Here is a 13,508-nt window from a genome sequence, read left to right on the forward strand (position 1 = left end):
CCTTTGCTATGCTTCCTGGGTGTTGGCCTGGAAGCGATCAGGCTTATTGAAATTTGCGTATTCGCTGATATACTGCTTTCTGGGCTCGACATTGTCGCCCATGAGGGTGGCGATGATGCGGTCGCAGGAGGCGGCGTCTTCCAGGCCAACCTGCACAAGCACGCGCGCCTCCGGATCCAGCGTCGTCTCCCAAAGCTGCTCTTTGCTCATCTCGCCCAGGCCCTTATAGCGCTTGACTTCCGCGCCGCGCCCCAGCCGCGCCTTTGCCTCATTCAGCTGCTTTTCTGTATGCGCCCAAACCACCTGCTTGCCTTTTTTGACGCTGTAAAGCGGCGGCTGCGCGATATAGACATGCCCATCCGCGATGAGGCTGCGGTAGTAGCGGAAGAAGAAAGTCAGCAAAATGGCGCGGATATGGGCGCCGTCCTGGTCTGCATCGGCAAGAATGATGATCTTGTGGTATTTCAGGCTGGATTTATCGAAGGATTTATCAAACCCGGCGCCCAGCGCTGTGATGATAGAGCGGAACTCCTCGTTTTGCAGAACCTGCTCAATGCGCTTTTTCTCGACGTTCAGCGGCTTCCCGCGCAGAGGCAGGATAGCCTGAAAGCGGCGGTCGCGCCCCATTTTGGCATTGCCGCCGGCGCTGTCGCCCTCGACGATGAACAGCTCGTTTTTCTCCGCGATTTTGCCCGTGCAGGCAGAGAGCTTGCCCACCAGCGGGGCGGAATCTGCCTTGCTCTTCTCACGCTCGATTTTCTTTGCTTTTTTGGCCGCTTCGCGCACTTTGGCCGCAGTGATGGCCTTTTCTGCGATGCGCGCACAGACGGCGGTATTGCTGAGATCCGAGAAATATTCGCTCAGCCCCTCGGAGACGATGCCTTCTACGGCAGTACGGGCTTCTGTATTGCCCAGCCGCGTTTTTGTCTGGCCCTCGAACTGGACATTTTTGATTTTCAGAGAGAGGATGGCAGTCAGCCCTTCGCGGAAATCCTCGCCTTCAAAGCTGATTTTTTCTTTGGCCGCGGCAGAAGAGTTCTTCATATATTCGTTCATCACCTTAGTGATGGCCGTTTTGAAGCCAGTTTCATGCGTGCCGCCCTCGGGCGTGGGGATATTATTGACGTAGGAATAGATGCTTTCGCTCTCTCCTGAAACATACTGCATGGCGACGCTGGCCCAGATGCCGTTTTTCTCACCCTCGATGACGATGGGCAGGGGATGCAGGGCCTCTTTATCCTGGTTCATATCCAGCAGAAAATCCGAAATGCCCCCGGAATAATTGAAGGAGACCTTGCGGCTTTTTCCTTCGCGCTTGTCCACCAAATGGATGGTAATGCCGCGAATCAGGAAGGCGAGCTCCCGGAGCCGCCGCGCGATGCGATCAAAATGCAGGTTCAGATCATCGAATACGGTGGCATCCGCCAGATAGGTGATTTTGGTGCCGCGCTTATTGGTCGCGCCGGCTTCGCGCAGGGCATACTGCGGCTTTCCGGCATGCAGCTTGCCGCCTTCAAAGACGGACGCATACTCCTGTTCGTAAATTTTTCCGCCGAAATAGACTTCCACTTTCAGCCATTTGGAAAGCGCGTTGACGACGCTGGCGCCCACGCCGTGCAGGCCGCCGGAAAAGGAATAGCTTTCATTATTGAACTTTCCGCCGGCGTGCAGCTGCGTAAAAACGACTTCCACGCCCGAGATATGCAGCTCTGGGTGAATGCCGACGGGAATGCCGCGGCCGTTATCCTCGACGGTAACGCTCAGATCCTCATTTAAGGTTATGGTTATGGTATCGGCAAAGCCGTTGGCGGCTTCGTCGATGGAGTTATCGATAATTTCCCAAAGAAGATGATGCAAGCCGCGGTGGCCGGTAGAGCCGATGTACATGCCCGGCCGCCGGCGCACGGCATCCAGGCCCTCCAAGACTTGAATATCATCCACTGTATATGATGTAGACATGAACTTCCTCCATACTGCTTGCTGAAAACAAAGATATACCTATTATACTTCATTTCTATATTTTTTTACAACTGTTTTACTTTTTTGCGGGAAAGCGCTTTGATGCTTGGCTTTTGCAGAAGGGTATAGTATAATATTTGAAAGGCGTTAAACGAGGATTCTATGGCGAAACAAGAAGAGTTGAAAAGCTTCCAGGAGCTGATTACAGCGGAGAAGCAGAAAGCAAAGCCGAAAAATAGCCTCCGTTATGGCAGAAAGATTGGAGAAACCGAGCGGGAGGCGCTGGAGAAGCCCCAAAAGGAGGCTTCTTTGGCGTATGCAAATACGAGTGCCGCGCGCCCGGAGCCGGCGGCTGCCGCGGCGCAAAAGCCGGCCAGGGAAAAGCCGCGGCAGAGGGCCGAGAAGCCTGCTGCCAAGCCACAAAAACCCAAAAAACAGGCGCAGAAGAGCAGCGTGATCAAGGAAACTCCTGCTGTAAAAAGAAAGTCGGTTCCGCCGCAAAAAACGCCCAAACCCGGGCAAACCGCAGCGCGCCAGCCAAAGAAGCCGGAGCAGAGCCGCAAAAAGCGCCCGCATCAGCTGACGACGCGGGAAAATATTTCCTATCTTCCGGCGGCAATGAAGGAGCCGGCTCCGCGCAAGCGCCACAGCAAGAAAGCCGCCGCGCTTTTGATCAGCATGATTGTGCTGATCGGCATCGTGGGCTTTCTGGGCTATCAGTTTATCCGCGCAGATGAAATTGAGGTGCGCGGGGCAGAGTCTTTCGATGCGCCCTATGTCATTGCGCTTTCAGGCATTCGCTCGGGGACGCATATCTTCCGGGTGGACAAGCGGGCGGCCGCCGCGGGCATTGCGCAGGATCCCCATCTGGTGCTCCAGAATATCGAATATGCCTTCCCCAATAAGATTACGCTCGTCGTTTCCGAGCGCAAAGAGGCGGCATGTTTTGAATTTATGGGAACGTATGTCATCACAGATTACTCCGGCATCATTTTAGGGCATGTGGAGAGCAGCGAACAGCCGCAGCATCTGCCGGTGATCCGCGGAATCAACGTAACGGAGTTTGCCCTGGGGGCCAAAATCCGCACGGACGACACCTTTAAACAAAATATCATGACCATCCTATTGGAAAATACGACGGCCTACCAGCTGACGGATTTGGTGCGTGAAGTCGATCTGACGGATACCAACAGCATCACGCTAGGGCTTTCCAATGGAATGCAGGTTATTTTTGGGCAGGCGGATCAGATAGAGGAGAAGCTAGCCTGGCTGCAAAATATCTTAAAGGAGCTGGAAAAACAGGGCAAGACCGGGGGGATTATCGATCTCTCCTCCGTTCAGATGCCGACGTATCTGCCGCCGCAGGAGCCTAACGAGCCGGCTTCGCAGGAGCCAGCGCCTGCGGAATAAAAAGAATCATCATAAAAGGAGCGCCAGCAGGCTGCTCCTTTTTTATTGATAGGATTATGCTAAGCTGGGCCTTGCATGGGAAAGCGGAAGCAATTTTTAATTGGTTCAGAAAAAGCAAGTTTTTCGCAGGAAAAAGCCGTTTACTGCCTGGTGGGAACGTGATATTCTAAAGTACATACAAGAGGCGCCCAAGTGAACATGGAGGAAAAAATGAAAAAAACGATTTCTATTGTATTCGCACTGCTTTTGGTCGCGATGCTGTTCGTTTCCTGCGCTAAGGGCGGCGAAGAAAAAACCGAGGGTCCCAGCTCCATCGTCGGGCCTGGTGAGACTTCCGGTACTGAAGACGGCGATAAAGAGGTAGGCGAGATTGCGGTGGTTTTGCAGACATACAACGGCTCCTTCTGGTCCGACGTTATGAGAGGCGTTGACAAGGCTATCGACGAGCTGGCTGAAAAAGGCGTTAAATGCACGTTCAACGGCCCGGACGACTCCACCAACCTGCAGGCGCAGATCGAGATGATCGAGGCTGCTGTTGCGAGAGACGTCGACGCTCTGGCTGTCGCACCTGCTGACTCCGCAGCTGTTGGCGGCGCAATGGGCATCTGCCAGGAGAAGGACATTCCTGTTGTTCTGTTCGACTGCTCGGCTGATTCCGATTGGCCGGTCTGCCTGGTTTCTTCGGATAACTACAAGCTGGGCCTGCTGGCTGGCGAAGCGCTCGGCAAAGCCATGGGAGGCAAAGGCCTTTGGGCAGCGGTCAACTGGAGCGATGCAGTCATCACCAATGGCCAGCGCTCTTTCGGCTGTGAGGACTACATCAAAGAGCATTATCCGGATATGGAATGCTACCAGCTGTTCTTTACCTATAATATGCCTGATGCTGCAATTACCTTTACCCGTGATACGCTGACAGCGCGCAAAGACATCGGCGGTTTCATGGTTGGAACAGAGGGAGACCTTGCGAACGTTCTTTCGGCCGTCCAGGAATCTGGCAGAGTCGGTGATGTGAAACTTGTTGCCATTGATATCACACCCGTTTCTCTTGAGTATATCAAAGACGGCACGCTGGCAGCAGTTGTAACGCAGAACCCGTTCAACATGGGCTACACGGGCACGATGACGGCTTACAAGGCTGCCCTCGGCGAGGAAGTTCCGGAATTCATCGACAGCGGCTCTGCTATCGTTGATAACGAGACCATGGAGAACAATGAAGAGACTCGTGCGATTCTAAAAGAACTGAATCTGCTGGATGTATAAAGAAGGATGAAAAAGGGCTCTCATTCCAAGAGCCCTTTTTTATGGCAAAAGTTTAGAATTGAAATAGGGAATAGAACAAAAGAGTATTTCTGAATTATTAAATATATTACAAAAATATAAATAAATTATTTCGACAAAAAGTGCTTGCTATTCAGAAAATTTGAAAGAGACGTTATGATACATTTCTTCACATAAATAAAAATTGTGTAGACATATGGAGATTGTTCTGTTAAAATGACAAATGTTGCGGATGATAACAAAATATTTCGTTTACTTAATATTTGTCATCAACTGGCTCTGCCAGTAAATTTTAAGGAGGAAAAGATGAAAAGAACAATTTCCATCGTATTTGCTCTTCTTTTGGTTGCGATGCTGTTCGTCTCCTGCTCCAATGGCGGGGATGAGAAGCCGGATGCCAGCGCTTCTGCGCCCGGCGAAAGCGCTGCCAATGGGGAAGTGGGCGAGATTGCAGTTATTCTGCAGTCCTACAACGGCTCTTTCTGGTCCGATGTCATGAGAGGCATTGAGAAGGCTATGGACGAGCTTGGCGCTGAGGGTGTCAATGTTACCTTTAACGGCCCGGACGATCCCACCAACCTGCAGGCACAGATTGAGATGCTCGAAGCTGCAATTGCCCGCGATGTAGATGCGATTGCGGTTGCGCCTCAGGATGCTGCTGCTGTTGGCGGCGTAATGCCCCGCTGCGAAGAGAAGAACATCCCGGTCGTCCTGTTCGACTGCTCGGCTGAATCCGACTGGCCGGTTTGCCTGGTCTCCTCGGATAACTACAAGCTGGGCACGCTGGCTGGCGAGGCTCTTGCGGAAGCAATGGGCGGCAAAGGCAAATATGCGATTGTCAACTGGAACGATGGTATCATCACCAATGGCCAGCGCTCTCAGGGTGCTCAGGAGTATATCGAGCAGAACTATCCGGATATGGAGTGCTACAAATCCTTCTTCACCTATGGTGTTGTGGATGCTGAGCTGACGTTTGCCCGCGATACGCTGACCAGCCAGTCGGATATCGGCGGTTTCATCACCGGCTGCGAGAGCTACATGCCGCCGGTCGTCGCTGCGACGCAGGAAGCTGGCAAAGTAGGGGAGATCAAGATCGTCGCCATCGACATCACGCCGGTTTCCCTGGAGTATGTCAAAGACGGCACGCTGGCAGCTGTTATCACCCAGAACCCGTTCAACATGGGTTACACGGGCACGGTTTCGGCTTATAAGGCTGCAATGGGCGAGGAGCTTCCGGAATTCATCGACAGCGGCAGCGCTATCGTTGACAAGGATTCCATGGAGAATAACGAAGAGACCCGCGCAATCCTCAAAGACCTCAACCTGCTGGACGCTTAAGCCGGAAAGCAAAAAATCTCTCCTCTGAATTTTTCGGAGGAGAGATTCAAAAAAGAATAACTTCATCATAATAGAGCCGGAAAATGCAAAAGAAACTTGAAGTTTCTGGCAAAAAGATGAGAATTTATTTCAAAGCGGTAAATAATCGAGAGAAAAGAACAATAAATATTAAAAATATTTAAATTTCTTTTCCGGCGATTTTATCGCTTTTTTTGATAGAGACATTATAATACATCTTTAATTTCTCCATAAAATGCCGCTGGACAAAGAAAAAAACTCGTGATAGGATTACAACGATCCAAGGATGTGATGAGAGTTTACAAGAGCGGTTTTTGTGTTACGCTCTGGTAATATTTAATTTGTTGCGAAAAGCAACGAAAATTTTAAGGAGGAAAAGATGAAAAAAACTATTTCCATCGTATTCGCGCTTCTTCTGGTTGCGATGCTGTTCGTCTCCTGCTCCAAAGGCGGAGAGGACAAGCCGGATAATAGCCCCGCTGTTAATCCTGGCGAAAGCGCTGCAGCTGGCGACGGCGAAGTGAGCGAGGTTGCAGTTATTCTGCAGTCCTACAACGGCTCCTTCTGGTCCGACGTTATGAGAGGCGTTGACAAGGCTATCGACGAGCTGGCTGAAGTTGGCGTAAAGTGCACCTTCAACGGCCCGGACGACTCCACCAACCTGCAGGCGCAGATCGAGATGATCGAGGCTGCTGTTGCTAGAGATGTCGATGCGATCGCTGTTGCTCCGGCAGATGCTGCATCTGTTGGCGGCGTAATGCCCCGCTGCGAAGAGAAGAACATTCCTGTTGTTCTGTTCGACTGCTCGGCTGAGTCTGATTGGCCGGTCTGCCTGGTTTCTTCGGATAACCACAAGCTGGGCCTGCTGGCTGGCGAAGCCCTGGGCAAAGCCATGGGCGGCAAAGGCACTTGGGCAGTTGTTAACTGGAACGATGGCGTTATCACCAACGGCCAGCGCTCCTGGGGCGCTCAGGAGTATATCGAGGCAAACTACCCCGATATGGAACTCTACAAATTGTTCTTCACCTACAGCGTTGTCGATGCTGACCTGACGTTCGCTCGCGACACGCTGACGGCTCAGAAGGACTTTGGCGGCTTCATCACTGGCTGCGAGAGCAACCTGGCTCCGGTTCTTTCCGCGGTTCAGGAAGCTGGCAGAGTCGGCGATGTCAAGATCGTTGCTATCGACATCACGCCTGTCTCCCTTGAGTACATCAAGGACGGCACGGTTGCTGCTGTTGTAACGCAGAACCCGTTCAACATGGGCTACACGGGCACGATGACGGCTTACAAGGCTGCCCTCGGCGAGGAAGTTCCGGAATTCATCGACAGCGGTTCCGCTATCGTTGACAAGGACACCATGGAGAACGACGAGACAACTCGCGCAATCCTCAAAGAGCTCCAGCTGCTGGATGCTTAATCCAAGTTAAGAGCGAAAAACAAGGCTCCCTGCAAATTGCAGGGAGCTTTTTTATTATGAAAGAACAGGAGGGCTTGGCGAGATGGTGAGATAGATGAAAGAAGATTTCATTTTGTATTTTCATAGCTGGGCACTTGCACGCATAGAATGAATGGGGTGAGAAACTATGCGTGTTTTTTTAATCAGGAAAAAATGGCTGTGGCGCGGGGCAATCGTCGCTGTAGTTTTGGCGGCTGCGCTCGTTTGCGCAGGGACGATGCCCGCATCGCCGGTGTTCTTCTCAAACAAAACGCAGTATCAGATCAAAAGCGTCAAAACAGAAGAGAAGTGCATCGCCATTACCATCGATACTGCATTTGGGCAAGAGGATTATACCCAGCAGATTCTAGAGGTGTTAGACAAAAAGGGCGTCCCGGCGACGTTTGCCGTCATGGGAATCTGGGCGAGGGAATATCCGGATGCCGCCAGAGCCATCGCGGATGCCGATATGGAGCTCATCAGCCACTCCTATGCGCATGAGCACTATGACGGCCTTTCCAAAGAGGCGATTTGTGAGGATGCAAAAAAGGCGCAGCAGGCCTTAAATGAGCTGGGTGTGCACAGCAGTTTCATCCGCGTGCCCTATGACTGCTGCAATGAATCCACCTATCAGGCGCTCAGGGAAGTTGAGCTGATTCCGGTTGGATACAGCGTGGCAATGGGCGAGGCGGAGCAAAATGCAGAGGAGATCGCAAACCGCATTGTGGAGCAGGTGAAGCCGGGGGATATTCTCATATTTCAAAACAACAGCCCGAATACGGCGCCGGCCATCGAGGAAGTGATCGCGCGCCTAAAGAGCCTGGGCTATCGGTTCGAGACGGTTTCGGGCTTGCTGGGAGAGGACTATACCGTAAATAGCAGTGGCGTCGCTGTGCCCACGCAGTCGCCCGTTCATGCATAAGGAAAGAGAGGCACATATGAAAATTTGTGAGACCAATGAGGCACAGTTGTTCGGGCGCATACTGGAAGAGCCGGTTTATAGCCATTCCACTTACGATGAGCAGTTTTTTCAGATGAGGTTTGGCGTTCCCCGGCTTTCCGGGCATATGGATATTCTGCCCACCATCATTTCGGCTTCGCTGCTCTCTGCCGTCCCCGAAGGGGAAGCACCGTTTGGCCTGCGGGGCCAGCTGCGCTCCTATAATCAGGCAGAGAAGAGCATCAACCATCTGCATATCCGTTTCTTTGCCCAAAACTTGCAGGATGAGCTGGATTCGCTTTGCCCAAGGCGGCAGAACTTTGTATTTCTGGAGGGATTTTTGTGCAAGCCGCCTGTATACCGGGTGACGCCCTTTGGGCGGGAGATCACGGATATGCTGCTGGCTGTCAACCGCTCATTCAAAAAATCCGACTATATCCCCGTGATTGCGTGGGGGAAGAACGCCAGGTTTGCCAAGAACCTTCAGGTAGGCCAGAAAATGAGGATTGAGGGCCGGTTCCAGAGCAGGGAGTATGAAAAGTGCCTGCCCGGGGGCGAAAAAATAACGCGCACGGCCTATGAAGTCTCGGCTTCTTCTGTTAGCATCGTAATCTGATAAAAGATGATTTGCAGGAGCGCAAAATTATGATAGAATAAACTATATCACAATAAAAGGAGCGCTATCATGCAAAAGGGCAGTACGCAGGATTACAACAATCTTTATGACGCCATCCTCTCGCTTCAGAGCCGGGAAGAATGCGCCGCTTTCTTTGAAGATCTTTTTACCATCTCCGAGATCAGCGCGGCGGTGCAGCGGCTGAAAGTGGCGGGGATGCTCTATGAAAAGCAGACCTGCAACGCAGTTGCCGAGAAAACCGGCGCCAGCACTGCCACAGTGAGCCGCGTCAATAAATGCCTGCATTATGGGGCAGGCGGATACCGGCTTGTGCTGGAGCGCAGAGAGAAATAACGCTTGAAAAAGATGGCTGCTAGGAGAGAAGAATGGATTTGAGCTTTTTGAGCGAAGTGCAGCAAAGGGCTGTCCGGGCGACGGAAGGGCCTGTGCTTGTGCTCGCGGGCGCTGGCTCTGGAAAGACCAGCGTGCTGACCAACCGGGTTGCTTATTTGGTGAATGAAAAAGGGGTAGACCCTTTTTCTATTTTGGCGATAACTTTTACGAATAAAGCGGCAAACGAGATGAAGGAGCGCATCTCTGCGCTGGTGGATTTCGACGTCAGCCGCATGGCGATCTCGACGTTCCACTCCATGTGCGCAAAGTTTCTGCGCTTTGATGCGGACAAGATCGGCTATGAGCGCAATTTCTCTATTTACGATACGGACGACTGCATCACGGTGGTCAAGCGCGTGCTGGAGGCCAAGGGTATGGACGTCAAGCACGCCCGGCGCGTGCTTTCGCATATCAGCAATATCAAAAATAATGAAGCCAAGATGACGCCAGAAGATTATGCCGGGCAAGCCATGCAGGCAGATCAGTCCATGCAGGCCCTGCCATCCATCTATCGGGAATACTGCGATCGGCTGCGGCGGGAGAACGCCATGGATTTCGACGATCTGCTGCTGAATATGCTGCGCGTTCTGCGGGAGAGCGAGACTGCCCGGGAATATTATCAGAACCGTTTCCGCTATATCATGGTGGATGAGTATCAGGATACCAACAGCGTGCAGTATGAGCTGGTGCATATTCTGGCGGATAAATATAAGAACCTTTTTGTCGTGGGCGACGATGATCAGAGCATCTATGCCTGGCGCGGCGCGGATATCCGCAACATCCTGGATTTTGAGAGGGATTACCAGAATACTCAGGTCATCAAGCTGGAGCAGAACTACCGCTCTCATGCGAAAATACTCGATGCCGCCAATGCGGTGATCCAAAAGGCGGAGGAGCGCAAGCAAAAAACGCTGTGGTCTGCCAGAAAAACCGGGGCGCTGCCCAAGGTCTATACGGCGCCAAACGAATATGCCGAGGCAGAGTTTGTTGCCAGAGAGATTAGCAGCCTGGTCAGCCAGGGCAAGAACTATACAGATTTTGCCGTGCTTTACCGCACGCATACGCAGTCCCGCGTGCTGGAGGAAAAGCTGCGCATCTACGGCATCCCATACCAGATTTTTGGCGGCATGAGCTTTTTTGCCCGTAAGGAAATCAAGGATATGGTGGCGTATCTGACGGTCTATGAAAACCCGATGGCGGATACGGCGCTGGCGCGCATTGTCAACGTCCCAAGGCGGGGCATTGGCGATGTCTCCCTGCAAAAACTGCGGGGGTTTGCCGCGGCGCATGAGCTCTCGCTTCTGGAAGCGATGGAGCGGGCGGATGAGTTTATGAGCGGCGGCCGATCGAAGTTCGCTTCTTTTTTGGAAACGGTGGACAAGATCCGCGCCTCCTGCGAGGAAAAAGGCGTGGGAGAGATCGTGGAGGCGGTGTTTGCGGCGTCTGGATACCGGGATATGCTGATGGAAGACGAGAGCATCGAGGGGCAGACCAAGATAGAAAACGTCGAGGAATTCATCAACTCCGCCTATACCTATGAAAAAGAGAATGAGGAGCCGACTCTGGAAGGATTCCTCTCCTCGGTTTCGCTCATCAGCGATGCAGATACGGTTTCGGAGGAAGGCAGCGTTACGCTGATGACCATGCACAGCGCGAAAGGGCTGGAGTTCGATACGGTGTTTCTGGTTGGGATGGAGGAAAACCTCTTTCCCTCCAAGCGCTCTGTGGACAGCGGAAAGCTGGATGAGGAGCGCCGGCTCTGCTATGTCGGCATTACCCGGGCGAAAAACACCCTGTATTTTACCAACTGCATGACGCGAAACCTCTATTCCGGCCAGAGCGAGAACTACCCGTCGCGGTTTTTGATGGATATCCCCAAAGAGATGATGGAGGAACTGACGCCCGTCTCCCGGATGCCGCGCCGGGAAAAGGCGCCGGCGGCATCGCCTAAGCCGATTTTCTTCCAAAAGAAGGCCGAATTTAAGCCGCAGGCGCAGGAAGCCGCGGGCGATTTCGCGCCGGGCATGGTAGTAGAGCATAAAAAATTTGGCCAGGGGAAAATTAAGTCTATTATGGGCGAGGGAGATCAGAAGGTTGCGGTCGTCTCTTTTGCAGACGCAGAGCGCAAACTGTTTTTGAGCTTTGCCCCGCTGAAAATTGTCAGATAGGAAGGCTTGTCATGCAGGAAATGCAGCAGCTCGTCTCGCAGCTCAATGAATATGCATACGACTACTATGTGCTGGATAACCCGCGCATCAGCGACAGCGAATACGATGCGCTATACGATCGCCTGCTTTTGATGGAGAAGGAGCAGGGAGTCGTCCTGCCCGATTCCCCGACCAAAAGAGTCGGCGGCCCGGTGCTCGAAGGCTTTGAGAAGCACACGCATCTTGCGCCGCTTTATAGCCTGGATAAGGCAAAAACCATCGAGGAGATCCGCGCCTGGGAGAAGCGCAATGAGAAAATCGCCGGGCCTGCGGCGGAATATACGCTGGAATATAAATTCGACGGCCTCACGATTAACCTAACTTACGAGGGCGGCAGGCTCATCGGAGCGGCAACCCGCGGAGACGGTGTAACGGGAGAGGAGATCTATGAGCAGGCGCTGACCATTCGTTCGATTCCGCTTACCATTCCTTTTCAGGGACGGATGGAAGTGCAGGGAGAGGCCATCATGCACCTCTCGGATCTGGAGGCTTATAACAAAACGGCCAAAGAGCCGCTCAAGAATGCGCGCAACGCCTGCGCAGGCGCATTGCGCAACCTGGATACGACCGTAACGGCTTCGCGCAAGCTGGATGCCTATTTCTATAACGTCGGCTATATCGAAGGGAGAGATTTTGAAGATCACACGCAGATGATCGCATTTCTCAAAGAGAATAAGTTTAAGGTGAGCGAGTTCGAGCGGGTTTACCGCTCAGTTGATGCCCTTATCAGCGGCATCGAGGAGGCCGGAGAGAACCGGGAGAACCTGGATTTTCTCATCGATGGGATGGTCATCAAAATCAAGGATTTTGCGCTGCGGGAGCAGCTCGGGTATACAGAAAAATTCCCGCGCTGGGCCATTGCATATAAATTCGCCGCCGAAGAAGTGACGACGAAGGTTCTGGATATTCTCTGGGAGCTTGGGCGGACGGGCAAGCTGACGCCTATTGCACAGCTGGAGGAAGTGCAGATCGCGGGCGCGAGCGTGCGCCGGGCGACGCTCAATAACCTGGAAGATATTTTGAGAAAGAGAGTAACCGTTGGGTGCAGGGTATTCGTCCGGCGCAGCAACGATGTGATTCCGGAAATTCTGGGGGCTGTTCCGGGAGAAGAGGGCGTCTATGCGGATGCACCTCAGCGCTGCCCTGCCTGCGGCAGTGATTTGGAGCAGGTCGGCCCAAATTTGTTCTGCCCCAATACGCTCTCCTGCAAGCCGCAGCTGGTTGCGAGAATGGCGCATTTTGTCTCCAGAGACGCCATGAATCTGGAGAGTATTTCAGAAAAAACAGCCGAACTGCTTTTCGAGCATGGGCTGGTGCAGGATATTGGCGATCTCTATCAAATTACAAAAGAGCAGCTGCTGGAACTGCCCGGCATTCAGCAAAAAAAGGCTGAGAATATTTTTTCTGCCATAGAGGGCAGCAAGACCCCGGGGCTGGCAAACTTTGTCTACGCGCTGGGCATCAACAACGTCGGCAAAAAGACGGCCAAGGATCTGGCAGAGGCATTTGGCAGCTTTGAGGCCATCGCGGCGGCCAGCCTGGAAGAGCTGGTTGGCATCCGGGATATTGGCGAGATTGTGGCGCAGTCTATTTTGGACTTTTTTGCCAGCCAGCAGGTGCAGAAAACGCTGCAAAAACTCTGGGACTGCGGCATGAAGCCCAAGGCATATGAGAAAAAGGAAGGCATTTTTGCGGGAAAAAATGTCGTCGTGACGGGAACGCTGGCCTCTATGACGAGAAAAGAGGCTGGGGAGCAGATAGAAAAAAGAGGCGGCATCTTGCAATCTGCCGTCGGGAAAAACACGCATCTGCTCGTGGCAGGGGAGAAAGCCGGCTCCAAGCTCGCAAAAGCCCAGAGCCTTGGCATAGAAATTTTAGATGAAGAAGCTTTCTTAGCGCTTCTTTCGTGAG

10 protein-coding genes are annotated in these 13,508 nt (G+C 52.7%); 9 read left to right on the forward strand and 1 reads right to left on the reverse strand.

The features are described 5' to 3' along the window. Positions 1-6 precede the first annotated feature (6 nt). The gene (locus tag AALG83_01580; GenBank protein ID MEY8381845.1) at positions 7-1,959 is read right to left on the reverse strand and encodes a DNA gyrase subunit B; all 1,953 of its coding nucleotides are present in this window, start codon (positions 1,957-1,959) and stop codon (positions 7-9) included. 162 nt (positions 1,960-2,121) lie between these two features. Here AALG83_01580 and AALG83_01585 point away from each other — a divergent pair, with 162 nt between their 5' ends. The 9 genes from AALG83_01585 to ligA all read left to right on the forward strand — a co-directional run bounded on the left by AALG83_01585 (position 2,122) and on the right by ligA (position 13,507). Further along, positions 2,122-3,369, forward strand: coding sequence for a cell division protein FtsQ/DivIB (locus AALG83_01585; GenBank protein ID MEY8381846.1), 1,248 nt, complete (start codon positions 2,122-2,124; stop codon positions 3,367-3,369). Between the two features lie 210 nt (positions 3,370-3,579). Next, the gene (locus AALG83_01590; protein MEY8381847.1) at positions 3,580-4,629 is read left to right on the forward strand and encodes a substrate-binding domain-containing protein; all 1,050 of its coding nucleotides are present in this window, start codon (positions 3,580-3,582) and stop codon (positions 4,627-4,629) included. 324 nt (positions 4,630-4,953) lie between these two features. Beyond that, positions 4,954-5,985, forward strand: a complete 1,032-nt coding sequence (locus AALG83_01595; GenBank protein ID MEY8381848.1) for a substrate-binding domain-containing protein — start codon at positions 4,954-4,956, stop codon at positions 5,983-5,985. 397 nt (positions 5,986-6,382) lie between these two features. Then, on the forward strand, positions 6,383-7,423 hold the full coding sequence (locus AALG83_01600; protein MEY8381849.1) for a substrate-binding domain-containing protein: 1,041 nt from the start codon (positions 6,383-6,385) through the stop codon (positions 7,421-7,423). A 166-nt stretch (positions 7,424-7,589) separates the two neighbouring features. Next, positions 7,590-8,363 (forward strand): polysaccharide deacetylase family protein, encoded by a 774-nt coding sequence (locus AALG83_01605; protein ID MEY8381850.1) that lies wholly within the window; start codon positions 7,590-7,592, stop codon positions 8,361-8,363. A gap of 16 nt (positions 8,364-8,379) precedes the next feature. After that, complete coding sequence (locus tag AALG83_01610; protein MEY8381851.1) at positions 8,380-8,997, forward strand: single-stranded DNA-binding protein; 618 nt, start codon at positions 8,380-8,382, stop codon at positions 8,995-8,997. Between the two features lie 69 nt (positions 8,998-9,066). Beyond that, positions 9,067-9,351 carry a YerC/YecD family TrpR-related protein gene (locus tag AALG83_01615; protein MEY8381852.1) on the forward strand — a complete coding sequence of 95 codons (285 nt, stop codon included), beginning with the start codon at positions 9,067-9,069 and terminating at the stop codon, positions 9,349-9,351. 32 nt (positions 9,352-9,383) lie between these two features. Continuing rightward, positions 9,384-11,558 (forward strand): UvrD-helicase domain-containing protein, encoded by a 2,175-nt coding sequence (locus AALG83_01620; GenBank protein ID MEY8381853.1) that lies wholly within the window; start codon positions 9,384-9,386, stop codon positions 11,556-11,558. A gap of 11 nt (positions 11,559-11,569) precedes the next feature. After that, positions 11,570-13,507, forward strand: coding sequence for an NAD-dependent DNA ligase LigA (gene ligA, locus AALG83_01625; protein MEY8381854.1), 1,938 nt, complete (start codon positions 11,570-11,572; stop codon positions 13,505-13,507). The last annotated feature ends 1 nt before the right edge of the window (position 13,508 follow it).

Source organism: Christensenellaceae bacterium 44-20 (genome assembly GCA_041223705.1).
Taxonomy (GTDB): domain Bacteria; phylum Bacillota; class Clostridia; order Christensenellales; family Christensenellaceae; genus QANA01.

Bases quoted from the DNA above. Each gene is read 5' to 3' on its own strand.
- AALG83_01615 (MEY8381852.1), top strand. From the start codon at position 9,067: ATGCAAAAGGGCAGTACGCAGGATTACAACAATCTTTATGACGCCATC.
- AALG83_01620 (MEY8381853.1), top strand. From the start codon at position 9,384: ATGGATTTGAGCTTTTTGAGCGAAGTGCAGCAAAGGGCTGTCCGGGCG.
- ligA (MEY8381854.1), top strand. From the start codon at position 11,570: ATGCAGGAAATGCAGCAGCTCGTCTCGCAGCTCAATGAATATGCATAC.
- AALG83_01585 (MEY8381846.1), top strand. From the start codon at position 2,122: ATGGCGAAACAAGAAGAGTTGAAAAGCTTCCAGGAGCTGATTACAGCG.
- AALG83_01595 (MEY8381848.1), top strand. From the start codon at position 4,954: ATGAAAAGAACAATTTCCATCGTATTTGCTCTTCTTTTGGTTGCGATG.
- AALG83_01590 (MEY8381847.1), top strand. From the start codon at position 3,580: ATGAAAAAAACGATTTCTATTGTATTCGCACTGCTTTTGGTCGCGATG.
- AALG83_01610 (MEY8381851.1), top strand. From the start codon at position 8,380: ATGAAAATTTGTGAGACCAATGAGGCACAGTTGTTCGGGCGCATACTG.
- AALG83_01600 (MEY8381849.1), top strand. From the start codon at position 6,383: ATGAAAAAAACTATTTCCATCGTATTCGCGCTTCTTCTGGTTGCGATG.
- AALG83_01580 (MEY8381845.1), bottom strand. From the start codon at position 1,959: ATGTCTACATCATATACAGTGGATGATATTCAAGTCTTGGAGGGCCTG.
- AALG83_01605 (MEY8381850.1), top strand. From the start codon at position 7,590: ATGCGTGTTTTTTTAATCAGGAAAAAATGGCTGTGGCGCGGGGCAATC.